20 protein-coding genes are annotated in these 24,856 nt (G+C 71.9%); 6 read left to right on the top strand and 14 right to left on the bottom strand.

Features of this window, described 5'->3' with window-relative positions; genetic code table 11:
- Nucleotides 1-3 precede the first annotated feature (3 nt).
- On the bottom strand, nucleotides 4-2,334 hold the full coding sequence (locus ACZ61E_RS01405) for a bifunctional serine/threonine-protein kinase/ABC transporter substrate-binding protein (RefSeq protein ID WP_469696570.1): 2,331 nt from the start codon (nucleotides 2,332-2,334) through the stop codon (nucleotides 4-6).
- The gene (locus ACZ61E_RS01410; RefSeq protein ID WP_469696571.1) at nucleotides 2,331-3,185 is read right to left on the bottom strand and encodes a hypothetical protein; all 855 of its coding nucleotides are present in this window, start codon (nucleotides 3,183-3,185) and stop codon (nucleotides 2,331-2,333) included. The genes ACZ61E_RS01405 and ACZ61E_RS01410 overlap by 4 nt, the downstream gene beginning before the upstream one ends.
- A 902-nt stretch (nucleotides 3,186-4,087) precedes the next feature.
- On the opposite strand from ACZ61E_RS01410, the gene ACZ61E_RS01415 reads away from it, so the two are divergent.
- Nucleotides 4,088-7,243: a tetratricopeptide repeat protein gene (locus tag ACZ61E_RS01415; RefSeq protein WP_469696573.1), complete on the top strand. Its 3,156-nt coding sequence runs from the start codon at nucleotides 4,088-4,090 to the stop codon at nucleotides 7,241-7,243.
- A 240-nt stretch (nucleotides 7,244-7,483) separates the two neighbouring features.
- Here ACZ61E_RS01415 and ACZ61E_RS01420 read toward each other — a convergent pair whose 3' ends face one another.
- Both ACZ61E_RS01420 and ACZ61E_RS01425 read right to left on the bottom strand, forming a co-directional pair.
- Nucleotides 7,484-7,780, bottom strand: a complete 297-nt coding sequence (locus tag ACZ61E_RS01420) for a hypothetical protein (protein WP_469696575.1) — start codon at nucleotides 7,778-7,780, stop codon at nucleotides 7,484-7,486.
- A gap of 34 nt (nucleotides 7,781-7,814) precedes the next feature.
- A complete protein-coding gene (locus tag ACZ61E_RS01425; protein ID WP_469696576.1) occupies nucleotides 7,815-8,780 on the bottom strand; it encodes a pirin family protein in 966 nt (321 codons plus the stop codon).
- A gap of 147 nt (nucleotides 8,781-8,927) precedes the next feature.
- Here ACZ61E_RS01425 and ACZ61E_RS01430 point away from each other — a divergent pair, with 147 nt between their 5' ends.
- Nucleotides 8,928-9,281 carry a tetratricopeptide repeat protein gene (locus ACZ61E_RS01430; RefSeq protein WP_469696578.1) on the top strand — a complete coding sequence of 118 codons (354 nt, stop codon included), beginning with the start codon at nucleotides 8,928-8,930 and terminating at the stop codon, nucleotides 9,279-9,281.
- Nucleotides 9,282-9,342: 61 nt separating this feature from the next.
- Here ACZ61E_RS01430 and ligD read toward each other — a convergent pair whose 3' ends face one another.
- The 8 genes from ligD to ACZ61E_RS01470 form a co-directional block, all read right to left on the bottom strand.
- On the bottom strand, nucleotides 9,343-10,302 hold the full coding sequence (ligD, locus tag ACZ61E_RS01435) for a non-homologous end-joining DNA ligase (protein WP_469696580.1): 960 nt from the start codon (nucleotides 10,300-10,302) through the stop codon (nucleotides 9,343-9,345).
- A 76-nt stretch (nucleotides 10,303-10,378) separates the two neighbouring features.
- The gene (locus tag ACZ61E_RS01440) at nucleotides 10,379-10,756 is read right to left on the bottom strand and encodes a WhiB family transcriptional regulator (protein WP_469696581.1); all 378 of its coding nucleotides are present in this window, start codon (nucleotides 10,754-10,756) and stop codon (nucleotides 10,379-10,381) included.
- A complete protein-coding gene (locus ACZ61E_RS01445) occupies nucleotides 10,756-10,932 on the bottom strand; it encodes a hypothetical protein (protein ID WP_469696582.1) in 177 nt (58 codons plus the stop codon). The genes ACZ61E_RS01440 and ACZ61E_RS01445 overlap by 1 nt, the downstream gene beginning before the upstream one ends.
- Nucleotides 10,933-11,211: 279 nt before the next feature.
- Nucleotides 11,212-11,712, bottom strand: a complete 501-nt coding sequence (locus tag ACZ61E_RS01450) for an ATP-binding protein (RefSeq protein WP_469696584.1) — start codon at nucleotides 11,710-11,712, stop codon at nucleotides 11,212-11,214.
- 232 nt (nucleotides 11,713-11,944) lie between these two features.
- A complete protein-coding gene (locus ACZ61E_RS01455) occupies nucleotides 11,945-12,319 on the bottom strand; it encodes a VOC family protein (RefSeq protein ID WP_469696585.1) in 375 nt (124 codons plus the stop codon).
- Between the two features lie 48 nt (nucleotides 12,320-12,367).
- Nucleotides 12,368-12,760 carry a hypothetical protein gene (locus tag ACZ61E_RS01460; protein ID WP_469696587.1) on the bottom strand — a complete coding sequence of 131 codons (393 nt, stop codon included), beginning with the start codon at nucleotides 12,758-12,760 and terminating at the stop codon, nucleotides 12,368-12,370.
- Between the two features lie 37 nt (nucleotides 12,761-12,797).
- On the bottom strand, nucleotides 12,798-13,100 hold the full coding sequence (locus ACZ61E_RS01465; protein ID WP_469696589.1) for a hypothetical protein: 303 nt from the start codon (nucleotides 13,098-13,100) through the stop codon (nucleotides 12,798-12,800).
- 138 nt (nucleotides 13,101-13,238) lie between these two features.
- Nucleotides 13,239-14,030, bottom strand: a complete 792-nt coding sequence (locus ACZ61E_RS01470; protein WP_469696590.1) for a VOC family protein — start codon at nucleotides 14,028-14,030, stop codon at nucleotides 13,239-13,241.
- A 275-nt stretch (nucleotides 14,031-14,305) separates the two neighbouring features.
- On the opposite strand from ACZ61E_RS01470, the gene ACZ61E_RS01475 reads away from it, so the two are divergent.
- From ACZ61E_RS01475 to ACZ61E_RS01485, 3 genes are all read left to right on the top strand, one after another.
- On the top strand, nucleotides 14,306-15,445 hold the full coding sequence (locus ACZ61E_RS01475) for a magnesium and cobalt transport protein CorA (protein ID WP_469696591.1): 1,140 nt from the start codon (nucleotides 14,306-14,308) through the stop codon (nucleotides 15,443-15,445).
- Nucleotides 15,446-15,575: 130 nt separating this feature from the next.
- Complete coding sequence (locus tag ACZ61E_RS01480) at nucleotides 15,576-17,846, top strand: ATP-binding cassette domain-containing protein (RefSeq protein ID WP_469696592.1); 2,271 nt, start codon at nucleotides 15,576-15,578, stop codon at nucleotides 17,844-17,846.
- 164 nt (nucleotides 17,847-18,010) lie between these two features.
- A complete protein-coding gene (locus ACZ61E_RS01485; RefSeq protein ID WP_469696593.1) occupies nucleotides 18,011-21,397 on the top strand; it encodes a hypothetical protein in 3,387 nt (1,128 codons plus the stop codon).
- A 160-nt stretch (nucleotides 21,398-21,557) separates the two neighbouring features.
- Here ACZ61E_RS01485 and ACZ61E_RS01490 read toward each other — a convergent pair whose 3' ends face one another.
- Entirely contained in the window at nucleotides 21,558-22,988 is a 1,431-nt protein-coding gene (locus ACZ61E_RS01490) for a dihydrolipoyl dehydrogenase family protein (RefSeq protein ID WP_469696594.1), read from the bottom strand.
- 129 nt (nucleotides 22,989-23,117) lie between these two features.
- Here ACZ61E_RS01490 and trxA point away from each other — a divergent pair, with 129 nt between their 5' ends.
- A complete protein-coding gene (gene trxA / locus ACZ61E_RS01495) occupies nucleotides 23,118-23,531 on the top strand; it encodes a thioredoxin (protein ID WP_469696596.1) in 414 nt (137 codons plus the stop codon).
- Nucleotides 23,532-23,554: 23 nt separating this feature from the next.
- Here trxA and ACZ61E_RS01500 read toward each other — a convergent pair whose 3' ends face one another.
- Nucleotides 23,555-24,745 carry a thiolase family protein gene (locus ACZ61E_RS01500; protein ID WP_469696638.1) on the bottom strand — a complete coding sequence of 397 codons (1,191 nt, stop codon included), beginning with the start codon at nucleotides 24,743-24,745 and terminating at the stop codon, nucleotides 23,555-23,557.
- Nucleotides 24,746-24,856: the final 111 nt, after the last annotated feature.

A 24,856-nucleotide genomic window follows, 5' to 3' on the forward strand; every position in this document is an offset into this window, starting at 1 on the left:
CGGTTACGCGCCGGTGGGAGCGGGGCCCAGGAAGCGGAAGCCGCCGTCCCTGACCTCGTACAGGAACACGCCCTCCCCGGCGAAGCTCCCCCGCTCCGCGTCGAACGCGAAACGCTTCGTCGTCCCCCGGTAGGTGCTCTTGCGCAGCAGGCCCACCAACTCGGCGCGCTTCGGCGGCTGTTGCCCCGGCAGGGAGTCCGGCTCGTTGCCCTTGCCCCTGCCCGTCGCCGGAGCCGCCGGCTTCGCTCCCTTCACCAGCTCCTGGACGACCAGGTTCACCGTGTCGTACGCCTCCGCCGCGTAGTACGGGGGCGGGGAACCGAAGCGCTCGCGGTAGGCGGCGGTGAAGTCCGCCGCCTCGGGGGTGTCGGCGGCCGACACGAACGACGCGGTCAGCAGCCAGCCCTCCGCCGCGTCCCCCGCCAGCTCCAGGAACTCCGGGTCGAGCACGGCCTGCGGCGCCAGCCGGGGCCCCTCGAAACCGGCCGCCGCCAGCTCGCGCGCCACCTTCGCGGCCCCCGGCGCGGCACCGGCGTAGACGAAGGAGCCGGTGCCGGCCTTCAGGATGTCGGCGACGACGGGTTCCATGTCCTCGACACCGGGCGGGATCACCCGGGGGTACGCCGGCATGCCGGAATCGCGCAGCAGCAGCGCGGTGATGGTGGCGCACTCCCAGGCGTACGTCTGCACCGTACGGTCCTGGAGGAGCCCCGGCCGCCCCATGTCCCGGTCCTTCGCCGCCTGTTGGGCGAGATGGACGGCGATGGGCACGGACAGCGCGGCATCACCGGGGCGGCAGTGCACGAGGGACCGCGGCTGCCCGCGGGTCATCATCATGCCGCCGGCCGACACGGTCAGGACGGGCAGCAGCGCCTCGTCGTACGCGCCCATGACGGCCTCGGCCGCGGCCTCGCTCGTCGGGCCGATCACGGCGAGGACGTCCGGGTCGCCGATCAGCTTCTTCGCGGCGGCCGGGGCGCGGTGCGCGGTACCCCCGTCGTCGGCGGTGCGCAGCGCGAGTGCGAAGGGTCTGTCCTTGCCGGGCTCACGGGCGTTGTACTGCTCGATCGCCAGCCGTGCCCCCCGCTCCTGCGCGAGACCGACCGCCTTGCCGCTGCCGGACAGGTCCGCCTGGACGCCGACGGCCCAGCGCGGCCCCGTGTCCTCGCCCGTACGGGAGCCGTCGTCCCGCAGGGCGGCCCAGGCCCCGCCACCGGCCGCGACGGCGAGCAGCGCGCCGCCGGTGAGGGCGAACAGCCGCCTGCGGGAGGGCTGTTGGGGGCCGTCGTCCGCACCGGTCACCGCGGTCACGGGTTCCCCGGCTTCCGGCGCCGGCCCGCCCGCCGCCGTCGGCTCGATGTCGGGCAGCGCCAGCAGCTCGGCCGCCCGGTCGGCGATACCCCGTACGACGTCCTCCGGCAGCCAGCCGGCCGCGCCGTGACGGTCCTCGGGGGTGTTGTTCCCAGGCGCTTCGTTCCCGGGGGCGGGTGCGGGGTGTTCCGGCGCGGCGTCCCCGGCCAGCTCCGCGGCGAGGTGCTCGGCCGTGGGCCGCTCGGCCGGGTCCTTCGCCAGGCAGGAGAGCACGAGCCGGCGCAGTTGTGGGTCCTGTTCGCCCCAGGCGCCGTCCGCGCCGATGTCCGGTTCGTCGTGCACCGTGCGGTAGAGCAGCGCGTCCGCCGTCCCCCCGCCGAACGGGGGCCGTCCCGTCAGCGCGTACGCGAGCAGACACCCGAGCGAGAACACGTCGCTCGCCGGTCCCACCCCGCTCCCCCGGGCCTCCGCCTGCTCGGGCGAGAGGAAGCCGGGCGTGCCGACGACCATGTCGGTCGCGGTGAGCGCGGTCTCGTCCGTCGCGCGGGCGATCCCGAAATCGATCAGCCTCGGTCCGTCCATCGCCAGCAGGACGTTGCCCGGTTTGACGTCGCGGTGCACCAGCCCGGCACCGTGCACCGCGCTCAGCGCCCCGGCGAGCATCCGGGCCAGCGCCCGGACGCTGCGCACCGGCAGCGCACCGTGCCGGGCGACCGCCTCCCCGAGCGAGGGGCCGGGGACGAAAGCCGTGGCGAGCCAGGGCTCCTCGGCTTCCGGTTCGGCGCCGGTGACGGGCACCGCCCAGGGGCTGGACACCCGGCGGGCCAGGTCCACCTCGCGGCGGAAGCGGGCACGGAAGCCGGGATCGTCGGCGTACTCGGCCTGGATGACCTTGACCGCGGCCAGCGCCCCCGGCTCCGTACGGCCGAGATAGACCACACCCATGCCGCCGGCGCCGAGGCGGGCCAGCAACCGGTGGCCGCCGATCGACGCGGGATCGGTGGGCAGCAGCGGCTCGCTCACCGGGGACCCTCCAGTTCGTTCTCGGCCAGGGCGAGCATGACGCCCGTACCTTCGGTGACGGCCGTGTCGATCTCCTCCGGGGTGTGGCCCTTGGAGCCCTTGCCGACCGCCGAGACCGTGACCTTGCCCAGCCTGCTCTGGCCCCAGATGTAGTGGTGAGGCCCGCCGAGCGCGTCGCTGTGGTACTCACCGCTCTCGGAGATCGAGTCGTCGGAGGAGAACTGTCCGACACCGAACGGCAGTCCCGCCGACAGCAGCCCGGTGAGCCGCTCGTCCTGGCTGAGCTGCTGCTCGGGGCAGCGCAGCGCCTCTTCCAGGGTGCGCGCCATCTCCCATTCCGCGTCGGAGACCGCCCGGTGCACGATGACGGTGGCGGCGATCCGGATCGGGCCCTTGTCACCCTTCGCGGGCAGTTCGCTGTAGCGGGTGAAGCTGGTCAGTACGGAGGACGGGAGCGGCTCGCGCTGCCAGACACAGTCCTCGTCGAGCACGGCGAGCGATCCGGGGTCACTCTCGAACGGGCTCCGCTCGACGTACCCGGCCCCGAACCGCCGGGGCTCGGCGGCCACGGCGCGGGCCAGTCGCAGGGCCTCGGCGCGCGTGCGCGGTTCGCGGCTCCCGTCGGGCGAGAAGTCCAGCCCCGTGGTCGCCCCGGCGTCCGGTGCCGCGCCACCGCCCTTCGCCCCCGTGGCGCCGGAATCCGTCGCCGCGCGCTCGGCCCCGTCCGTGTCCGGGGTGTCACCGCCGCCGGAACACCCCGCGAGCAGCACGCCGACGGCGAGACCGACAGCGCCGTGACGCCACCGGCCGGGTCTGCCGTGGCCCCTGAACTCACCTGCCGCACAACGCACTTCGCCCCTCCAACCTGAACGTAACCTGTGGGACGCAGCAGCACCGCGATCAGTTCTCGTCAGACACGACCGAACGCGGCCACCACCTCCGACAGAGGCGCTGTCGGCGATGATGTCGGCGTGGAGTACGTGTCCAAGGTGCCCGGTCCGCCGCTGGACGGGCTGATCGACGACCTCTGCTACCTGGAGGGCGCTCCGCCCTACCCCCGGTTGATGCCGCCGGCGGCGCCCGCGCCTCTGCTCATCGTCACCTCGGGGCGCCGTTCCTCATCCGCGCGGGCACCGGCGTGGAAGCCGTGGAGTACACCGACGGCTGCGGGGTCACGATGTGGGGCCGCTGCCTCAGGCGAAGCTGTCCTGTGCGTAGGCGCAGAACGCGCCGGCGTAGCGGTCCGACTTGGCAGCCTGGGCCTGTGGCGCTGTCAGGCCGAGCCCAGCCATGGACAGCATGACTGTCCCGGCCCAGCGCGGTCCTCTGATGCGGGCGCTGCTGCGAGTCTTCTTCATGAAGCCGTCCTCCGTTGACTTTTCTGGTCTGAGCCCGCAAGGCGGGGGGCGGCTACAACCCTGCGCCCCTGTTCGTGCAGGAACCTTGCACGAACTTGGAACTGCTGGTGGGGGCATGTCTGTGGGCGGCGCGGCATGGTCAGGGGGTGGTTATGAAGTGTTGAAGGTCCGGCGGTCAACGATGGACGCGCGGATGCGGGGGGATGAAGGTCGTGGTCCAACCGCCGGAGGACCGCTGGGGGCGATGGCGAAGCTGTTCTTCTTCTCACGCTCGGAAGCGACACATCACGACGGGTGACGGGGCATCATGTACCTGTATTCGGGGGGTGTTTGGTGTGGCCGTTCGGAGGCCGTCTCGGCAGGAGATCAATCGGCGTCGCGGGAGTGCGGGGTTCGTGGGGCGCCGTGGTGAACTGGCCGTCTTCCGGGAGGCGTTCGCCCGAAATCCGGAGGAGGTTGACTTCCCCTACCTGTTCCATGTCCATGGCAATGGAGGGGTGGGGAAGTCGACGCTCGTACGCCAGTGGGAGGCGATGGCACGCGAGCAGGCCTCGGTGGCCACGGCACTGATGGACGACGAAGTGCACGACCCACTCGAGGCGATGGAGACAGTGAGCGCGCGGCTGGGCCGGCAGGGCCACGCGCTGAAGAAGTTCGACAAGCAACTGGCCACGTACCGTCAGCGGCGTCATCAGGCCGAGAGCACAGTGCCGGTGCCGCAGCCGGCTCCGGGCGACGGGGGCTCCGGAGAGCCGCCGGCGGCATCCCCGTCGAGCACAGTCGCAGCTCAGGTCGGACTGGTCGGGCTGGGAATGCTGCCTGGGGTCGGGGCGTTCGCGGGGGCGGTGGATCCGGGACAGGTCGCGCTCGGGGCAGACCGAGTACGTGCGTTGCTGAACACCCGGCTCCGCAGTCACGACGACGTGCAGTTGGTGATGAATCCGGTGGCGAACCTGACACCGGTGTTTCTGGAAGATCTCGCCGAGGTCGCGGAGCGGTGCGAGCGGGTGGTGCTGTTCTTCGATGTGTACGAACGGACCGGACCGGTACTCGACGCCTGGCTGCGGAGCATCATCTTCACCGAGGACCACGGCTCGCTGCCCGTCAACGTGCAGATCGTGCTGTCCGGCCGGTCACACCTGGACCCCGGTGTCTGGGGCGACGGCCTGGGCGACGTGACCGAGGTGGGCCTCGAGGTGTTCACCGAAGACGAGGCCCGAACCCTGCTCGCCACCCGCGGCGTCGCCGACGAAGAGAACATCCAGCTGGTCCTGCGCCTGTCGGGCCGACTGCCGCTCCTCGTCGACATGCTCGCCCGTAGCGACCCGGCCACCGGCGACACCGCCATCGACCCCTCAGAGACCGCGGTCGAAAGGTTCCTCAAATGGGAACCCGACCCCGAGCGCCGCGAATCCGCACAGGCGTGCGCGCTCCCCCTCCAACTCGACCAGGACATCTACCAGGTAGCCGCCGCGGAGTCCGCCGCAGACGGTTACCCATGGCTGCGAGCCCTGGCATTCGTGTCCCGCCAGGCCGGCCGCTGCCGCTATCACGACGTCGTACGCGACAGCATGCTCCGTCTCCAGCGCACCCAGTCCCCCACCCGCTGGCAGCAGCAGCACACCCGCCTGGCAGAGGCATTCGAACGGTGGCGCCGAGGCTCTGAAGCCGGGCTGGGATCAGACACCGACGCGTACTGGGACGATGCCACCTGGCGCGAACACCGCCTCAACGAGACCTACCACCGCCTGTGCGCCGACCCCCGCACCGCGTTGCCCAGCGCACTCCTCGAGACCGTCCATGCCATCGACCATGACGTGACCACGCTGCGCCGCTGGGCGCAGATCCTCGGCCACGCCGGGCGGGACACCGATGCCCCCGTTCTCACCGCATGGGGCCACCGCCTCGAAACTGCTACAGAGGGCGAGAAGGCTGGTGTCATGGTACTGACGCTGCTGCTGGCAGCACCCGAACTCGATTCCACAGCCCGCGCCTTGGCCCACACCGTTCGAGCCCGGGACCACCGGTTCGCGGGCAACTACGACAAGGCCCTCACCGACTACGCGACAGCCCAGCAACTGGCCCCCGATACGCCACGAGTCCACGCCGGACGCGGCGAGACCTACCGGCTCATGGGCCGGTACGACGAAGCACTCACCGACTTCGACCGCGCCATCGAACTCGACCCCCAAGCCAGCTGGGTCGTCGCCAGCCGCGGCCAGACCTACCGGCTCATGCGCCGATACGACGAAGCACTCACCGACCTCAACCGCGCCATCGAACTCGACCCCCAAACCGACTGGGCCATCGCCGACCGCGGACTGACCTACCGGCTCATGCGCCGATACGACGAAGCACTCACCGACCTCAGCCGCGCCATCGAACTCGACCCGGACTACGCCTGGGCCATCGCCAGCCGCGGACTGACCTGTCAAGCCCTGGACCGCCACGACGAAGCACTCACCGACTTCGACCGCGCCATCGAACTCGACCCCCAAGCCGACTGGGCCATCGCCAGCCGCGGCGAGACCTACCGGCTCATGCGCCGATACGACGAAGCACTCACCGACCTCAACCGCGCCATCGAACTCGACCCGGACTACGCCTGGGCCATCGCCAGCCGCGGCCAGACCTACCGGCTCATGCGCCGATACGACGAAGCACTCACCGACCTCAACCGCGCCATCGAACTCGACCCCCAAGCCGACTGGGCCATCGCCGACCGCGGCGAGACCCACCGGCTCATGCGCCGATACGACGAAGCACTCACCGACCTCAACCGCGCCATCGACATCAACCCGGACTACGCCTGGGCCATCGCCAGCCGCGGCCAGACCTACCAGGTCCTGGACCGCCACGACGAAGCACTCACCGACCTCAGCCGCGCCCTCGAACTCGACCCGGACTACGCCTGGGCCATCGCCAGCCGCGGCGAGACCCACCGGCTCACGCGCCGATACGACGAAGCACTCACCGACTTCAACCGCGCCATCGAACTCGACCCGGACTACGCCTGGGCCATCGCCAGCCGCGGCCAGACCTATCAAGCACTGGACCGCCACGACGAAGCACTCACCGACTTCGACCGGGCCATCGAACTCAGCCCCGAAACAGACTGGGCCGTCGCCGGCCGCGGACTGACGTATCGGAGCATGGGCCGGTACGACGAGGCACTCACCGACCTCGACCGGGCCATCGAACTCGACCCGGACTACGCCTGGGCCTTCTACGAACGAGCGATGACCCTTCGCGCTGCTGGACGTGGCGACGGTGTTTCCGACCTGGTTCAGGCCGTTGAGTTCTTCACAAGGGATGCTGAGGGATCCGACCGCGGTGGTGCGACCGGCAGGGCGAACCTGGTCGTCGCCTTCTGTGCCATGAGCCGATGGACTGACGCGGAACACGCACTTGCCGTGTTCTCGGAGTCCCAGCCCTCGCGGATCAGCGTCCTTGAGTTGATCAATGATCTCGATGAGTTGCTGCTGCTGACGGCATCGGACCGCGAGCCAGTGCTCCGCCTTCGGGAAAGGCTTCAGGCGAGTACTCAGTAGGCGTGCTCTGTGAATGGCGTATGTGTGCCGCCGTGATCCTCAGGTGCGTTTCCCTCTGCTCGACGTCCGTCTTCTACAGCACGATGTCGGGCCCGGCCGGTACGGGTGGGCGAGGGGCCTCAGTCGAACCGCTCGGGAGGCGGGGTGCGTTGGGCGGACATCAGTATGTCGACACCAGGAGTGCCCCGCTCAGGTTACGACCCGAAGACGCAGAAGAGGTCCCGTATGCACGCACGTCTGTCAGAGCGCATCCTCAACGGCTTCCATTCGCCTCTGGCACAGGGGGAGTTCGGGCAGCTCCCGGACACGATACAGCCGGGACGCGAGGACCCACAGCACGCTCAGCACGGCACCCGTCGTGCCAATCCACAAGGTGGTCCGCAGCCCGAGCGCGGTGCCCAGCGTGCCGGCCAGCACCGCGCCGATCGGACGCGCCCCGAAGTTGGCTGTCCGGACCACGCCCATCACGCGGGAGCGCAGCGTGGAAGGGATGACGGCGATCAAGTAGCTGTTGGCGGAGATGTCCAGGATCGCCACTCCGCAGCCGGCACCGAGGTAGGCGGCGGCCAGTTCAGCGCACCCGGCCGCGTGGTTTGAGGGCCACCGGGGGGAGTTCCGGGGCGGGGAGGCGGGCGCCGGCGTAGCCCTTGACCTCGCCGAAGCGGGTGGCGTCCATCCAGTCCTTGCGCGCCGCCTCGATCTCCTCGTGGGAGCGGCCGATGAAATTCCACCACATCACGATCTCCTCCTCGAACGGCTCGCCGCCCAGCAGCATCAGGCCCGCCGCGGAATCCGTGCGGAGAGGGAGTTCCGTGCGTCCGCAGCCGAGGTAGAGCATCGAGCCCGCCGGGACCGGGACGCCGTCGACCTCCGCCTCGCCCGACATCGCCAGCACCGCGTACTCGAAGTCCGGGTCGAGGGGCAGCCGGGCGTCCGTGCCCGGGGTGAGTGCCAGGTCGGCGCCGACCAGGGGGGTGTACGTCGTGCCCGGCGAGGTGGTGCCGTCCAGGGTGCCGAGGATGACGGTAGCCGTCAGGCCCGGGGCCGTGACCTCGGGGAGGTCCGCGTGGTGCTGGAAGTGCGGGTCCACGTCGCGGTGGGCGTCGGGGAGCGCGACCCACAGCTGGGCGCCGTGCAGGAACCGGGCGTGGGACCGGGGGCTCTCCTCGGAGTGGCTGATCGCCCGGCCCGAGGTCATGAGGCCCAGCTCCCGGGGCCGTACGGTCTGGAGGCTGCCCAGGCTGTCGCGGTGCAGGACCTCGCCGTCGTGGAGCCAGCTGACCGTCTGGAGGCCCATGTGCGGGTGGGGCGGCACCTGCATGCCGGGCTCGTCGGCGATGTCGTCGGGGCCGTAGTGATCGACGAAGGCCCACGCGCCGACCATGCGGCGCCCGAGGTTGGGCAGCAGCCGGCGGACCTCGGTGGACTCGCCGAGCTTGACGTGACGGGGGCTGAGGAGTTCACGCACCGGCTCGGCGACGACGAAGCCGCGGCCGCCGCAGACGGAGGGCGTCGCCTGACGATCAAGATTGCTCATGGCGCACAACCTAATCCCGACCGGCACCTCGCGGCAGCATCCACGCGATAACGGTCGGAGAGATAATAAAACTTTCAACCATCGGAATGTCCGGGCCCCTCGCGCTGTTGTGAGCTGGTGAACAGCACGAGGACCAGGAGGAGAGCAGTGGAGACCAGCACGTACTACGACTTCGGAACCGCCGCCGAGCGCTGGGGACGCGCCCAGCAGTTCTTCGAGGCGCAGGAGTACGTCACGGCGGCAGGCATCCTCGAAGGGCTCGTGGCAGAGGTCCCCGAGCAGGTCGCGCCGCGACTGCTGCTCGCCCGCGCCTACTACCACTCCGCCCGGCTCCGGAAGGCGGAGACGGAGCTGCTCGCCGTACTGGAGCGCGACCCCGTCGAGCAGTACGCGCGCCTCATGCTGGGCCGCACGCTGGAGCGGCAGGGGCGGGCGACCGACGCCGGACCGCATCTGCGGATGGCCGCCGCGCTGGCGGGAGAGTTCCCCGACAGCGTCTGAGCGCGCTCCGGACACGGCCCGTGACGAGTACGGGCTGCACGGTCTCGGTACGGCAGTACGGCTAAGGGGACAGGGCGCGGAGCCTCCGCCGGGCCGGGCCGAGCGCCCTGCCCCTGGCCGGAATTCCGGACCAGGGGCGGGTGCGCGCCTGGTCCAGTACGTTCGTCACCGTCCAGCGCCGCGCGTCGACCTCGGGATCCTTCAGCTGGTCCCAGCTGATGGGTGCCGCGACGGGTGCGCCCGCCCGCGGGCGCACCGAGAACGGCGCGACCGCCGTCTGCGCGTACGCGTTGCGCTGGACGTCGAGATACAGCCGGCCGGCGCGGGCGTCCGTGCGCTGCTCCGTGGTCAGCCGGTCCGGCGCACGGGCCGCAAGAACGCGCGCCACGTCGGTGGCGAAACCGCGCACCTCGTCGTATCCCGCGGCTCTGTCCAGCCGGACGACGACGTGCAGCCCCTTGGACCCGGTCGTCATCAGCGTGGCCGGCAGCCGGAGTTCGTCGAGCAGTTCACCGAGCAGCAGCGCGGCGTCGCGTACGGGCTCGAAGTCGTCGTCGGGCGGGTCGAGATCGAACACCAGCCGGTCCGGGTTGTCCGGGCGGTCCTCCCGTGACAGCCACCGGTGGAAGGTGATGCTCGCCTGGTCGGCGAGGTGGACGAGCGTCGCGGTGTCGTCGCACACCGGGTGCGTGACGGTCCCGCCCTTCTTCGTCATCTCGGCACGCCGCGCCCACTCCGGATAGTTGCCGGGGATGTTCTTCTGCATGAAGCGGGGACCGTCGAGCCCGTCCGGATGGCGCTCCAACATCAGTGGTCTGTCCCGGAGTTCAGGGAGCATGTACCGGGCGACGGAGCGGTAGTACGCGACGAGGTCCGCCTTGGTGAGGTCCCGGCCGCCACCGGAGGCGGGGAGGAGGACCTTGTCCGGCCGGTGGACGGTCACGGTCCGGCCGCTCGCCCGTACACGGCCCTCGGCCGCCGGAGCGGAGTCCGCCGAGCCGACTCCTCGGATGCTGCTCATCGAACTCACGCTCCCTGAAAGGGCGTTGAACCGGCGGAGCCGGGACGCCCCCGCGCCCGACACGTACGGAGGCGCCTCAGTGGCCCCGAGGGCGACGCGTGCCGCCCGGCCCCGACGCCTGTGTCTGCCTGCCGCGCGGCGCCGGCACCCGACGTCGTCCGTTGCGGCGCAGCTTGCGCCGTTCGTCGTCGTCCGTACCACCCCAAACTCCGGACGTACGGCCGGTGTTGAGAGCCCATTCGAGGCACTGGCTCTCCACCGGGCAGCTGTGGCACACCTCCTTCGCGCGCTCCACCTGCTCGGCGGCGGGCCCGGAGTCCCCCACCGGGAAGAACAGTTCGGGATCCGCGTGCGCGCAGGCCGCGTCCCGCAGCCATTCCCACGCGTCGGCACCGGGTCCCGCCAGACTCTCGTCCGCCGTACCTGTCTGATCGATGTGCAGCCTCGCTGTCATCAGTCCTCTCCCCGCACGACGTTCCACTCCTGATCCACCGTCTCCTGCTTTCCCTGGCCGGTGTCTCTCGGTTCGCCGTCGCGCACGGTGATCCGCGCCGGGAGGCACGTACGCAACCGCCCCTCGCGCTCGGCCGATCGGCCGCGGGGCGTCCGCGTGCCCTGGTCGGTTCCCATCTCTGACTCCTTGTCTCCGCGCCGCACGGACGCGGACTCTCGTCGAACGCGTACCCGACGTCCCCGGACCGAAAAGCACGGACTTGGGCGCGGGCCGCGGGACCACCGAAGACGCACCCGGAACGGACCCGAACGCGGACCCGGACGCAGATCCGGAATGTGACTCCGGAACAGATCCGGGACGCGGGCCGTCCACGGACCCACCCGCGAGGGGTTGCTTCGGCTCCGGGCCGGGCCGGGGACCGCCCTGCCGCCGCGATGGGTGCCGCGGCGCCGCGGTCAGGCCGTGGCCAGGAACGGCGCGAAGGCCGGCGGGGCCGGCGTCACTGCCGGGACCGGCTCCTTCGCCGCCGCGTCGGTCCCGCCCACCGGGACCGCGGGCAGCCGCAGGACGTTCTGCGGCGCCTCCACACTCCTGGTGAACCAGACGACCTTGCCTTCCACCGTCCCACAGGTACCCCAGCTGTCGCTCAGTGAGGCGAGGCGGGCGAGTCCGCCGCCACCGGCCGAGGACAGTCGGGGCAGCTCAGGACCGTTGTCCGAGACGGCGGCCGTGAGATACCGGCCGGTCCAGCGGAGTTCCACCGTGCACTTGGTGCCCTCACCGACATGACGGTGGACATTGGTCAGCAGTTCGTCGATGCCCGAGCAGACCGGGTCGACCTGTGATTCGAGATTCCAGTGCCGAAGGTGCGCGGCGACGATGCGCCGGATCTGCGATACGCGCTCCGAAGAGGCGTGCAATTCCACCTCGTAGTAGCGGCCGAGTGGAATCGTCATGTTCCAGGCTCCTCACACACAGGGGCCCACTTACTTCACCTCGTTGCTGCAACGACCCCCGAATACGAAGCGTGAGCGTAAGCCACTTCTGGGTCACTGAAAAGATTGACCCGGCGGAGCCGAATGCGCAACTCGTCACATCCCCCGCGGCTGCCCCCGGCCACGCGACGGGACAGCGCTCCGAGTCGACCAGGGCGGGAAACGCGCTGGTCGGACTGGGTTCGGGGGCCGGTCAGACGGCGCGGCAGAGGCAGAAGGGATGGCCGGCCGGATCCGCGTACACCCGGAAGCCACGTTTGCCGCCGTCGTCGTCGACATCGAGAGCGGTGGCGCCGAGCGCGAGCACCTTCTCCTGCGCGGCCGCCATGTCAGCCACCGTGAGGTCGAGATGCGCCTGCTGGGAGTTGGAGCCGGCGCTCGGCCAGTCCGGGGCGCGGTGACCGGGGGCCCGCTGGAAGGCGATCCGGGCGCCGTCCGGTTCGCGCAGCACCCACCAGTCCTCGTGCTCGTGGCTGATCTCACCGCCCAGCACGCCCCGGTAGAAGCCGGCGAGGGCCGCCGGGTCCTGACAGTCCAGCGCCACCAGCGAATACGTCACACTCGTCACTGCTCCGCCTCCTCGTCTCCCCGCCCACGGTGCCTTGTTGACGGCGTCTCATGGACGGCGTGTGTCCAGCCGCAGCTGGACCTCCTGTTCCTGGTCACCCGCAGCCGTACCCAGCACCTGTACGGCGAACGCGCCGGTCAGCTCCTCCTGTAGTTTCGCGACCGCCCAGTAGCCGCCCTGCACATCCGCGGTCACGGGCCTGCTCAGCCGGGTCGGGCCGGCCTTCCGCCGTACCTCGGACACGTCGAAGGTCGAACTCCACACCGTCGGACGGGCGCCGGCCACCTCCCGCGGCCTGTCGTCCGGCGCGCGGTCGGAGGCGAAGGCGGTGCGCAGCGCGCCGAACACGGCGTGCGCGTCCTCCGTCTCGCATCCGCTGAGTTCCACCGTCACTTCCGAGTCGATGCCGTGTGCCGCCGTGGGCTCTCGCGTGCTTTTCACCGTCTGCTCCTCCACTGGGAAGTGGGCGCCGGGCCGGTCAGCCCGACGGTTCGTCGGGGACGGGCTGCTCGGGATGCACCCCGCCGGTGTTGGGTTCGCCGCGCCTGCCCGCGCCGGCCTCGTCCGCGTCGGGCAGCGCCCGGTCGGGCCCGTGCGGCTCCTCGGCCGTGTCCGGCGCCGTGTCCGGGGCGTCGTCGGGCTCGCCGGACTCGTCGGGCTCGTCGATGCCCGCCACGTCGATGTCCAGCGGATCCTCGCCGGGGCGGGCGTGCTGGTCGGGGAGGTCCCTCGGGACGGCCGCGCCGTTCCCCTCGGTGCCGTCCGGATGTCGCTCGTTCACGGTGATTCCCTTCGTCGGCTGATGGCCGTGGCCGGCGTCGTCGGGTGACGCGCGGTCGCCGGGCCGCATACCCGATCGCGGGCCGATAACCCGGACCGGCGGACTCCGGTGCCCCGCCCGCCGGCAGGCGGCCGGTTCTCAGCGGCCCGTCAGGGTGAACAGCCCGCCGTCGGGGTCCCGCAGCGTCACCTGTTCCCCGTCCTCGTACGCCGCCTTCCCCGACGCGACCACGGCGCCGCCCATCGCCTCCGCTGTCTCGGCCGCCGCCCTGACCGCCTTCACACCCTCCACGGCGAACGACACGTGCCAGCGCGGGCGCAGATGCGGGTCCGCCGCCGCCTCGACACCGCCACCGGCTATTCGCGCCACGACGTGCCCGGAGCCCCGTCCCGTACGGAGCACGACGTGGTCCTGCTCGTAGCTGACGTCGATGCCGCCCGTTCCGTCCTCGGCCCACCTGAGCACCTCGCCGTAGAAGATCGCCGACGCGATGGCGTCGTGGGTGCGCAGTTCCAGGCGGAACGGGGGGCCACCGAGCTTGGCGGTGGTGTCGGGCAGCGGCTCGCCCTCCCAGAAGCCGAAGACGGCGCCGTCCCGGTCGGCGGCGAGCGCCGCCCGCCCCATCTCGAAGGCCAGGGGTCCCACGGCGACCGTCGCGCTGCGCTCCCTGATGCGGGCGGCCGTCGCGTCCACGTCGCCCACGACGAAGTACGGCGTCCAGGCCACTGCGACCTGGAGCGTGGGGGCCAGCGCGCCGATGCTCGCGACCGGTACGCCGTCCGTCTCCGCCACGACGAACTGGTCGCCGAGCTCGGCGGGGCGGAAGGTCCAGCCCAGTACGGCACCGTAGAAGCTCTGCGTTTCCGCGAGGTCACGGGCCAGCAGGCTCGCCCAGCACGGCGCCCCGAACACAGGATGCCTCGGTGCCATGGCCGCTCGCCTCACTCCGGTCGTGCCAGTGGAAGCCCCCGGCTCCCCTCCGCTCCCTGACGACTGTGCCAGCAGAGCACCGCGCCCGCATGTCGCCCGCATGCCGGACGGGGCGCGCGGACACGGGCCGCCGACCGGGGCCGTTCCGGCGACCGCCGACCGTCCGGGACGGACTCGGTGCCCGTGGTACACAGCCTCTTCGGAGGGAGGCGGGACGGCCCCCGAGGGGTGGTGGCAGACTGACCGCCGATCCTCCGAACGGAGCCCCTGTGCCCATGATCCGCCGCCTCCGCCGGGCGGTGCGGCGCGTCCGTCGCGGCACCGTCGACCTCAGCCACCCGGCCCGGTCACCGCTCGGCAGCGCCGTCGTGAACTGTGTGGTCTACCGGGACGGCGTACGGCAGCCGGGCGACCGCCCGGCCGGGGAAGCGGTGCGACAGGTCCGCGAATCCGGCGGGGGCTTCGTCTGGATCGGTCTGCACGAACCGGACCAGGCGGAGTTCAAGGGCCTCGCGGACCTGTTCGGGCTCCATCCGCTCGCCGTCGAGGACGCCGTGCACGCCCATCAGCGGCCGAAGGTGGAGCAGTACGACGGGGCGCTGTTCGCGGTCTTCAAGACCTGCCGCTACGTGGAGCACGAAGTGCTCACCGCGACCAGTGAGGTGGTCGACACGGGCGAGCTGATGGTCTTCACGGGGCAGGACTTCGTGATCACGATCAGACACGGCAGGCACGGTTCGCTCGGCCCGCTCAGGGAGCGGCTGGAGGCCGCGCCCGAGCGGCTGGCCATGGGCCCGTCGTCCGTCCTGCACGCGATCGCGGACCAGGTGGTGGACGACTGTCTCGCTGTCGCGGACGCCGTCCAGGACGACGTCGACCGTGTCGAGAACGAGGTCTTCGACGATTCGGCGGGCCGGACGGGCCGCCGAACGGGCCGGACGGGCCGGACGGGCCGGACGGGCCGGACGGGCCGGGGTGACGCCGGACGCATCTACCAGCTCAAGCGCGAACTGCTGGAGCTGAAGCGGGCCGTGGCGCCGCTGGACCGGCCGCTCGACACGCTGGCCAACCGGAAGCTGCCGGCCGTCACCGCCGAGGTGCGGCCGTACTTCCGAGACGTCGCCGACCATCTGGCCCGGCTGACCGATCAGATCGCCGCTTTCGACAGTCTGCTGGACTCCGTCCTCCAGGCGCATCTCGCGCGGGTGACCGTCGCGCAGAACGAGGACATGCGCAGGATCACCGCGTGGGCCGCGATCATCGCCGTGCCGACCATGGTCTGCGGTGTCTACGGGATGAACTTCGAGCACCTGCCGGGCCTGGGGTGGACATACGGCTATCCGGCCGTCGTCGCTCTCATGGCGACGGCCTGCTACGTCCTTCACCGCGGCTTCCGCCGCAACGGCTGGCTGTAGCGGCACAGCCGGCCGCGTCCACGGAACCACGCCCCGTGTACTGATACACCTCGGGTATCGAAAATATGTGCGACTCCGACTGAGTACGGTGTACGCTAGCCGCTCGCCGAGAAGCACGAGGAGTCCTTCCGTGAACATCCCAGCCGCCGACAGTCACAACGTGATCCAGGTCCGCGGGGCCCGCGAGAACAACCTGAGGGGGGTCTCGCTCGACATCCCCAAGCGCCGGCTCACGGTCTTCACCGGCGTCTCGGGATCCGGCAAGTCCTCCCTGGTCTTCGGCACCATCGCCGCCGAGTCCCAGCGTCTGATCAACGAGACGTACACCGCGTTCATCCAGTCGTTCATGCCGAGCATGGGACGGCCCGACGTCGACTCGCTGCACAATCTGAGCGCCGCGATCGTGGTCGACCAGGAGCGGATGGGCGTCAACTCCCGTTCCACCGTGGGGACGGCGACCGACGCGTACACCATGCTGCGGATCATCTTCAGCCGGCTCGGCACCCCGCACATCGGGACCTCCTCCGCCTTCAGCTTCAACGCCGCCGAAGGCATGTGCGCCGAGTGCGAGGGGATCGGCCAGGTCTCGAAGATCGACATCGACCAGCTCGTGAACCGTGAACTCTCCCTGAACGAGGGCGCGATCACCGTCCCCGGCTTCCAGGTGGACGCCTGGTACTGGCAGATCATGGTTGCTTCGGGCTTCTACGACCCGGACAAGAAGCTCAAGGACTTCACCCCCGAGGAGTGGGAGGTCTTCCTCCACAAGACCGCCACCAAGGTCAAGGTCGGCTCCAACAACCTGACGTACGAGGGGCTCGTCACCAAGGTCAACCGGACGATCCTGGTCAAGGACCGCGATGCGATGCAGGCCCCGGTCAGGGCCTTCGTGGACCGGGCCGTGGTCTTCGCCGAGTGCCCGTCCTGCGGCGGCAGCAGGCTGAGCGCCGCCGCGCTGTCCTCGAAGGTCAACGGCGTGAACATCGCGGAGTGTTCGGCGATGCAGATCAGCGATCTGGCCGAGTACGTGCGGAAGATCGACGACCCGGGCGTCGCACCGCTGCTCGGCAATCTGCGGGATCTGCTGGAGTCGCTCGTCGAGATCGGGCTCGGCTATCTGAGCCTGGACCGTGTCTCCTCCTCGCTCTCCGGCGGTGAGGCGCAGCGCGTGAAGATGGTGCGCCATCTCGGCTCCAGCCTCACCGACGCCACGTACATCTTCGACGAGCCGACGATCGGGCTGCACCCGCACGACATCCGGCGGATGAACGATCTGCTGCTGCGGCTGCGGGACAAGGGCAACACGGTGCTGGTCGTGGAGCACAAGCCCGAGGTCATCGCGATAGCCGACCACGTGGTGGATCTGGGCCCCGGCGCCGGCACGGCCGGTGGGCGGATCTGCTACACGGGCGACGTGGCGGGGCTGCGCGCCTCGGACACACTGACCGGTCGGCATCTCGAACACCGGGCGCGGCTGCGGGAGTCGGTGCGTGAACCGAACGGACAACTGTCGATCGAGGGCGCCGATCTGCACAACCTCAAGAACGTGAGCGTCGACATCCCGACCGGTGTGCTGAGCGTGATCACCGGGGTCGCGGGGTCGGGCAAGTCCTCACTGATCCACGGCTATCTCTCGAACAGGGAGGGCGTCGTGGTGGCGGACCAGTCGCCGATCCGGGGCTCGCGGCGGAGCAACCCGGCCACGTACACGGGGCTGCTGAGCCCGATCCGTACCGCCTTCGCCAAGGCGAACGGGGTCAAGGCGGCGCTGTTCAGCGCGAATTCTGAGGGCGCCTGCCCCAACTGCAACGGACTCGGGCTCGTCTACACCGACCTCGCGATGATGGCGGGCGTCGCCTCGGTCTGTGAGGAGTGCGAGGGCAAGCGGTTCACTCCGCAGGTGCTCACCTACCGGCTGAACGGCAAGAACATCAGCGAGGTGCTCTCCATGTCGGTCGCGGAGGCGTACGACTACTTCCCCGGCGGGCAGGCCCACGCGATCCTCGGCCGGCTCAACGACGTGGGGCTGAGCTATCTGCGGCTCGGCCAGCCGCTGAACACCCTGTCGGGCGGTGAGCGGCAGCGGCTGAAGCTGGCGATCCAGATGGCGGAGAAGTCGTCCGTCTACATCCTGGACGAGCCGACGACCGGGCTGCACATGGCGGACGTGGACAAGCTGCTCGCGCTGCTCGACCGGCTGGTGGACGCGGGCAACACCGTGGTCGTCATCGAGCACCACCAGGCGGTGATGGCCCACGCGGACTGGCTGGTCGACCTCGGGCCGGGCGGCGGACACGACGGCGGGCAGGTCGTCTTCACGGGCACCCCGGCCGATCTGGTGGCGCACTCGGACACGGTCACGGCGCGGCATCTGCGGGAGTACGTCGGTACGGACGCGTAGTCCGGTGCCCTACGGGCAGGGGCCCGGCGGGTGGCGGCACCGACCGCACGCGTCCGCCGGGCCCGACGGCTCCGGGGCCGGACAGGCCCGCCGGCCCCGCGGGCGACGGCGGGCCCGCGCATATCCGGTGGGCTCGCGGAGTCCGTCCCGGCACAATCACGGTCATGTCACTCACGGTCGACCGTCTGCTCGCCGCACTCGAACCACTGTCGTACCCGGATCGCCTCAAACACCTCGCCGAGAGCGCCCGAGCACTCCACCCGGCCAATGAACTACCGTCCCTGGTCGACGAGTTGGCGGAGAGTGGCACCTATGGGCGACGGCTCGCCGCGTTCGCCGCGCTGGCCGGACGACAGCTCGGCTTCCTGGCCGAGCGGCTGACCGACCGGGACCCGGTGGTCCGCGCGTACGCGATACGGGCCGCCCGCACCCTGCCGCTCCCGGACGAGGCGATCGAGGCGGCGTACGAGGACGCCTCGGCCGACACCCGGCAGCGGCTGGGCGAGGCCGTGCTGGCGAGCGGACGCACGGCCCTGGCCGAGCGCCTGGTCCCCAGGCTGCGCGAGCAGTGGGGGGACCACACGGCGGCCAAACTGCTGCCCGTCTGCTCGGCGGAGTTCGTGGCGGCGGCCCTGCCCGAACTCTCCTACGCCGTCGACTCCTGGACCCGGATCGGCCTCAACTTCCCCGATCAGGTGCTCGACCACGCCGAGCGTGACCTCGCGTCCCGCCCGCGCGCCGAGCGCGACACCTCCTGGCTCCGGCACGAGGAGGGGGTGGCCGCGGCCGTCTCCGCCCGCGCCGAGCGGGTGCTGTCGATGCTGGAGCGGCACCGTCCCGACACGCTGCCCGCGGCCCTGGTCCCGCGGCTCAACGAGCTGGTGGCCGTCGACGCGGAGCGCGCCGTACGCCTGCTGATCCCGGCGGAGGGCTCCGGGCAGTCGTACCCGCCGCTTCCCTCGGCGTCCGTCCTGCGGCGGATCGTGCGGGCCGACCCGCCCTCGCTGCCCGCGCTCGGCCGGCACTGGATCGGCCGCGCGCACTTCGCCGTGCTCCTCAAGGCGCTGCCGCCGCACCGCCGGAGCGACTTCCTCGACCTGGCGACCGCAGGTGTGGAGCAGCACGACGCCGACGGCGTGCTGCCGGTACTCGGCCTGCTGCCGCGCGAACGCCGCTGGGCCGAGGCCCGCCGGTGGGCGGCCGAGCGGCGCGAGAGGGGCGGGTCCTGGTACGAGGTGCTGGAGCTGGTCGCGTACGGTCCGGTCACCGAGGCGCGCGCCGAACTGCTCGCGGGGACCCGCCGCCCGGACGCCGGTGACCGCGCCCGTGCCTGGCCGCTGCTGATCGCCAACGCCGCGCGCACGCGCGACCCCGCGTGCGTGCGGGAGGTGTTGGCCGAGCTGCCGCGGCTGCGCAACGAACAGGATCCGGTGCGCCGCGCCGCCCTCGGCGCGCTCGCGGATGTACGCCCCGATCTGTTCACGGCCGGTGCCACATCTCGGCTGGACCGGATCCTCCAGGACGCCCTGGAGGCGCGGGACATCTCCTACGGCACAAGGGAGGCCGTCCGGCGCCTGGCCGTCGCCCTGCTGCGTGAGCACGCGACGGACGGTGAACAGGCGCTGGTCGTCTGGTCGTTGAGGGCGCTGGAGCGTATCGCCGCGCATGTCGGGGTGGGACATCTGGGCCCGCTCGACCGATCGCTGCGGCGCGGTCAGGAGCACCAGGTGCTCGACGCGCTGCGTCCGTGGCTGGACGCGGCGATGGACAGGGCCGACTACCGGTTGCTGTTCACGCTGACCGGTTCGCTCGGCAGACGGGCCCACCGGATGCCGGAGCTCCAGGGGCTGCTTGAGGAAGCGCTGAAGTACGGCGACGACGGCGCGTTCACGACGGCGGTGAGGTACTGGCTGGAGCCGCCGCCGAACCGGCACGAGCGGGTGGCCAGGGTTCTGGAGCTCGAACCGTCGGCGGCCGTACTCGCCCCGGTCCAACGCATTCTGACGGAGCGTCGGACCGATCTCCTGGACGTGCTGCTCGACGCGCGACCGCCCTACGGCCGCTTCCTCAAGCGCGGTACGCGCCGCACGCTGCCCGAACTCCACCGCGCCGCACGCTGGTTGCCGCGCCAGCAGGAAGCGGCGGGCGCCATGGCCGCAGCGGCGGCCGACGACGAGTCGCAGCCGCTCCACGGCCGGGCCGCGGCGATCCGGGCCGCGGCGGCGGTCCCGGAGCACGGGCGCGCTCTCGCCCTGCGGTACGCCGGGTCCTCGGAGGTGGTGCTGGCCGAGGCCGCGCTCGCCGCGCTCGTCTGGGCGGACCAGCCGCAGGACGCGCTTCCCGTGCTGCTGGCGCATGTCGGTGACGACCGCGCGCGGGTCGCCGTGCACGCGTTGACGCGCGCCACGCGCTTCGCCGCGCCCTCCCTGCTCGCCGAGCGGCTGGGCGCGGTGCTCACCGCGGGCGAGGGCGTGAAGGTGACGAGCAGAAAGGAGGCGGTACGGCTGGTGGCGACGCGGCTGCCGATCCCCCGCGCCGCCGCTCTGCTCGCCGACGCCTTCGACGCGCCGCCCCGGCACCCCGACGTACAGGCGGCCGTGGTGGCGTTCTCGGCCGGACTGCTCGCCGAGGAGCGGACGTGGTCACTGCTCACGGCTGCCGCCGCAGGCCCGCCGCAGGTGCTCCGGGCGGTCGTACAGCCCGCCGCCTGGTCCCTGCCGGAGAGGCACCGGCCCCGCTACGCCCGTCTGGTGGGCGAGGTGTGCCGGTCGGCGGACCCGGCGGCGGCGACGGCCGGACTGCATGCGCTCCCCCTGTGGGCGCGGTACGCCCCCGACGTGGTGGAAGGCCTGTCCGCGCGGGTCACCGACCTCACCGAGGGGGCCGGCACACGCGCCGTCTGGCGGGCCGCGGTGACGGCGATCGGCCGGCTGGCCGTATCCGGCCTGCCCCATCCCGTCGGCGGCGCGGCGCCGGGAAGTCCGCTGCGGGACGCGCTGACGGTGCTGCTCCCCGCGATCGCCGCGGGTGAGCCGGACGCTCCCGAGGACCGCGACCTGCCGGCCCGGCAGCGGGCGCTCGCGCTCCTGCGGGCCCTTCCCGACCGGCCGGGTCCCGGCACACGCCCGGTCCTGGAGGGTGTGGCGGCGCTGCTCGCCGGTGAGCCGTCACTCGCCGGGGCCCGCGCGGACGTGCTCCGCGCCCTGGTGGACCCGGACGCCGGGCTTCCCGAACTGACGGCGCGACTGGGGGACTTGGCGGCGAACGCGGCCGGCCGCCCCGCCCTCGCGGCGGCCACGGCGCACCAGCTCCGCGGCCGTTTCGGCTCCGGCCCGCTCCCGTCCGACCCGTCCACGGTGCTGGCGGCCGCGACCCGGCTGACCACCAACGGCGACCCGGCCACCGGCCTCCTGGCGGTCGCCCTGGTCTCCGCCACGGGCAGCCGCCTCGGCTGGCCCGCCGAATGGCGCGCGTCCTTGCGCGCGCTCCGCCACCACCCGGCGCCGGACGTGCGGGACGCGGCGCTGGGGGTGGTGCTGCGGACGGAGTGAGCCGCCTCGCGCCCGGTCGGCCACAGCTGGCCGGTACGGCAACCGGCCCGCGCGTCCCGCCGTCCGCGCGGACCACGTGAACGGGCGGGACCGACGGGGACCGGCCCGACGGGCGGGACCGACGGGGACGGGCGCGGCAGGCAGGGACCGCGGGGCGTTCTCAGGCGTCCCGGTAGGTCTCCAGCAGCCGCAGCCAGACCTCGCTGATCGTCGGGTAGGACGGGACCGCGTGCCACAGGCGGCTGATCGGGACCTCACCGGCCACCGCCACCGTGGCCGAGTGGAGCAGTTCGCCGACGCCGGGGCCCACGAAGGTCACGCCCCGCAGGATCTCACTGTCCAGGTCCACGATCATCCGGGCGCGGCCCCGGTAGCCGTCCGCGTACAGGCTCGCGCCCGCGACATTGGCCATGTCGTAGTCGACCGCGCGGACCCGGTGGCCCGCCTGCTCGGCCTCCTTGAGGCTGAGGCCGACCGAGGCTGCCTCCGGTTCGGTGAAGACGACCTGGGGGACGGCCGCGTGGTCGGCCGTCGCCGCGTGGGCTCCCCAGCGGTCGTCCTCCAGCAGGGGGACGCGCCGGGCCCTGGCCCCGATGGCGGCGCCCGCGATCCGGGCCTGGTACTTGCCCTGGTGGGTGAGGAGCGCGCGGTGGTTGACGTCGCCGACCGCGTAGAGCCAGTCGCTGCCCTCGACCCGGCAGCTGTCGTCGACCGTCAGCCAGCCCGCCTTCAGCCCCACCGTCTCCAGCCCGATGTCCGAGGTGCGGGGTGCCCGGCCGGTCGCGAAGAGGATCTCGTCCGCCTCGATCCGCTCGCCGTCGTCGAGGACCACCGTGACCGGTCCGGTGCCGCCGTCGCGCTCGACCGAGGCGGCGGAGACGCCCGTACGTACGGAGGCGCCCGCCTCGGTCAGTGAGTCCGCGACGAGTTCCCCCACGAAGGGCTCCATACGGGGCAGCAGACCGTCGCCCCGTACGAGGAGGGTGACGTCCGAGCCGAACCCCTGGTAGGCGGTGGCCATCTCGACGCCGACCACTCCCCCGCCCACGACCACGAGCCGACCGGGCACGGTCCGGGAGCTGGTCGCCTCGCGGCTCGTCCAGGGCCTGGCGTCCGCCAGGCCCGGCAGGTCGGGCACGATCGCGCCGGTTCCGGTGCAGACCGCGACCGCGTGGCGGGCGGTGAGGACCTGGACGCCGCCCTCGGGGCCGGTGACGGTCACCCGCTTCTCGCCGTCGAGCCGGCCGTGGCCCCGGTGGAGCACGGCGCCGATCGAGTCGAGCCACGCGACCTGGCCGTCGTCCTTCCAGTGCGAGGTGAACCCGTCACGGTGGGCGAACACGGCCGGCACATCGAGCGGGCCCTGTACGGAGGGGCTCAGACCGGGCACCCGGCGTGCCTCCGCACGGGCGATGACCGGGCGCAGCAGGGCCTTGCTCGGCATGCACGCCCAGTAGGAGCACTCGCCGCCGACCAGCTCGCTCTCGACGATCGCCGCGCTCAGTCCGGCGGCCCTGACGCGGTCGGCGACGTTCTCCCCGACCGGTCCGGCGCCCAGCACCACGACGTCGTACTCAATGGCTTCCGTCATGGGGACAGTCTGGTGCGCTGCCCGGCGCATGGCCACACGATCTTCGGGAATGGGCCAGGAATACGGCGGGGGTACGCGCCGTTGTCCGAGGCGGCTTCATCCGGAGAGAACAGGAAGAGGTATCAGGTCATGGCCACTGTGGAACTCACCAAGGAGAACTTCGACCGGACGGTGTCGGAGAACGACTTCATCCTGATCGACTTCTGGGCTTCATGGTGCGGTCCGTGCCGGCAGTTCGCCCCGGTGTACGAGCAGGCGTCCGAGCGCCACGACGACCTGGTCTTCGCCAAGGTCGACACGGAGGCTCAGCAGGAGCTGGCCGCGGCGTTCGAGATCCGTTCCATCCCGACGCTGATGATCGTCAGGGACAACGTCGCGGTGTTCGCCCAGCCCGGTGCGCTGCCCGAGACGGCCCTGGAGGACGTGATCGGGCAGGCGCGCGCGCTCGACATGGACGAGGTCCGCAAGTCGGTCGCCGAGGCGGAGGCCGCGGCGAAGGCGCAGGGCGACGGCACGGGGTCCGGGACCGCCGCGAGCGCGTAGGGCGGGGGCGCGGGGCCCGCGCGTCAGCGTTCCAGTACGAGCGCGAGGCCTTGGCCGACACCGATGCACAGGGCGGCGAGACCGGTCCCCGAGCCCGCCGCCGCGAGCTGGTGGGCGACGGAACCGGCCAGGCGCGCGCCGGAGGCGCCCAGGGGATGACCGATGGCGATGGCGCCGCCGCGCGGGTTCACGACGGCCGGGTCCAGCTCCGGCCATTCGGCGAGGCAGCCCAACGACTGGGCGGCGAAGGCCTCGTTGAGTTCGAACGTGGTGAGTTCGGCGAAGTCCCGGCCCGCCTTCTTCAGCGCGCGGCGCACCGCCTCGACCGGGCCGAGTCCGAAGAGCTGCGGCTCGATGCCGGTGACGGCGGAGGTCCGGATCCGGGCGAGGGGTTCGCGCCCGGTCGCGCGCAGCCCCGCCGCGTCGACGAGGAGCAGGGCGGCGGCGCCGTCGTTGAGCGGTGAGGCGTTGCCCGCCGTGACCGTCCCCGCCCCCTCCTCACGGAAGCTGGGCCTGAGCCTGCCGAGGGCTTCGAGGGAGGTGTTGTCGCGGACGCATTCGTCGCGCGCGAGTTCCACTCCCGCGTACGGCACGACCTCGGCCCCGTAGAGTCCCTCGCTCCACGCGCGGGCCGCCTTGCGGTGGCTCTCCAGCGCGAACGCGTCCTGTGCCTCCCTGGTGATCGCGTGTTTGTCGGCGATCAGTTCGGCGCCCTCGCCGAGCGGGACGGTCCACTCGGCGGGCATCGCGGGGTTGGTCATGCGCCAGCCGAGCGTCGTGGAGTGCAGCTGCTGGTGCCCGGCGGGAAAGGCGCGTTCGGGCTTCTGGAGCACCCAGGGGGCGCGCGACATGGACTCCACGCCGCCCGCGACGACGATCGACGCGTCGCCGAGCGCGACGGCGCGCGCCGCCTGGATGACCGCTTCGAGCCCCGAGCCGCAGAGCCGGTTGACGGTGACGCCGGGGACGGTCACCGGAAGCCCGGCGAGCAGCGCCGCCATGCGCGCCACGTCGCGGTTGTCCTCACCGGCGCCGTTGGCCGCGCCGAGCACCACGTCGTCGATCCTGGCCGGGTCGAGGTCCGGCGTACGGTCCACGAGCGCCCGCACGACGTGCGCGGCGAGATCGTCCGGCCGTACGGAGGAGAGCGCGCCGCCGAACTTTCCGATCGGCGTGCGGACGGCGTCGACGACGTAGACGTCGCGGATGGTCATCGGATCGCTCATCGGCTCTCTCCCCTTCGGTCGGCTGTTCGCTCGCGCACTCTTTCATGGGAGGCGCGCGGAGAGTCGGGGGAGGGGGACGGCGTCCGGAGAACGGCGGGT

The sequence above is a fragment of the Streptomyces sp. NPDC104581 genome, assembly GCF_055583685.1.

Coding starts and splice junctions, on each gene's coding strand:
- ACZ61E_RS01425 (WP_469696576.1), bottom strand. CDS start 8,780: ATGAGCAATCTTGATCGTCAGGCGACGCCCTCCGTCTGCGGCGGCCGC.
- ligD (WP_469696580.1), bottom strand. CDS start 10,302: ATGAGCAGCATCCGAGGAGTCGGCTCGGCGGACTCCGCTCCGGCGGCC.
- ACZ61E_RS01440 (WP_469696581.1), bottom strand. CDS start 10,756: ATGACAGCGAGGCTGCACATCGATCAGACAGGTACGGCGGACGAGAGT.
- ACZ61E_RS01445 (WP_469696582.1), bottom strand. CDS start 10,932: ATGGGAACCGACCAGGGCACGCGGACGCCCCGCGGCCGATCGGCCGAG.
- ACZ61E_RS01450 (WP_469696584.1), bottom strand. CDS start 11,712: ATGACGATTCCACTCGGCCGCTACTACGAGGTGGAATTGCACGCCTCT.
- ACZ61E_RS01470 (WP_469696590.1), bottom strand. CDS start 14,030: ATGGCACCGAGGCATCCTGTGTTCGGGGCGCCGTGCTGGGCGAGCCTG.
- ACZ61E_RS01475 (WP_469696591.1), top strand. CDS start 14,306: ATGATCCGCCGCCTCCGCCGGGCGGTGCGGCGCGTCCGTCGCGGCACC.
- ACZ61E_RS01485 (WP_469696593.1), top strand. CDS start 18,011: ATGTCACTCACGGTCGACCGTCTGCTCGCCGCACTCGAACCACTGTCG.
- ACZ61E_RS01490 (WP_469696594.1), bottom strand. CDS start 22,988: ATGACGGAAGCCATTGAGTACGACGTCGTGGTGCTGGGCGCCGGACCG.
- trxA (WP_469696596.1), top strand. CDS start 23,118: ATGGCCACTGTGGAACTCACCAAGGAGAACTTCGACCGGACGGTGTCG.
- ACZ61E_RS01500 (WP_469696638.1), bottom strand. CDS start 24,745: ATGACCATCCGCGACGTCTACGTCGTCGACGCCGTCCGCACGCCGATC.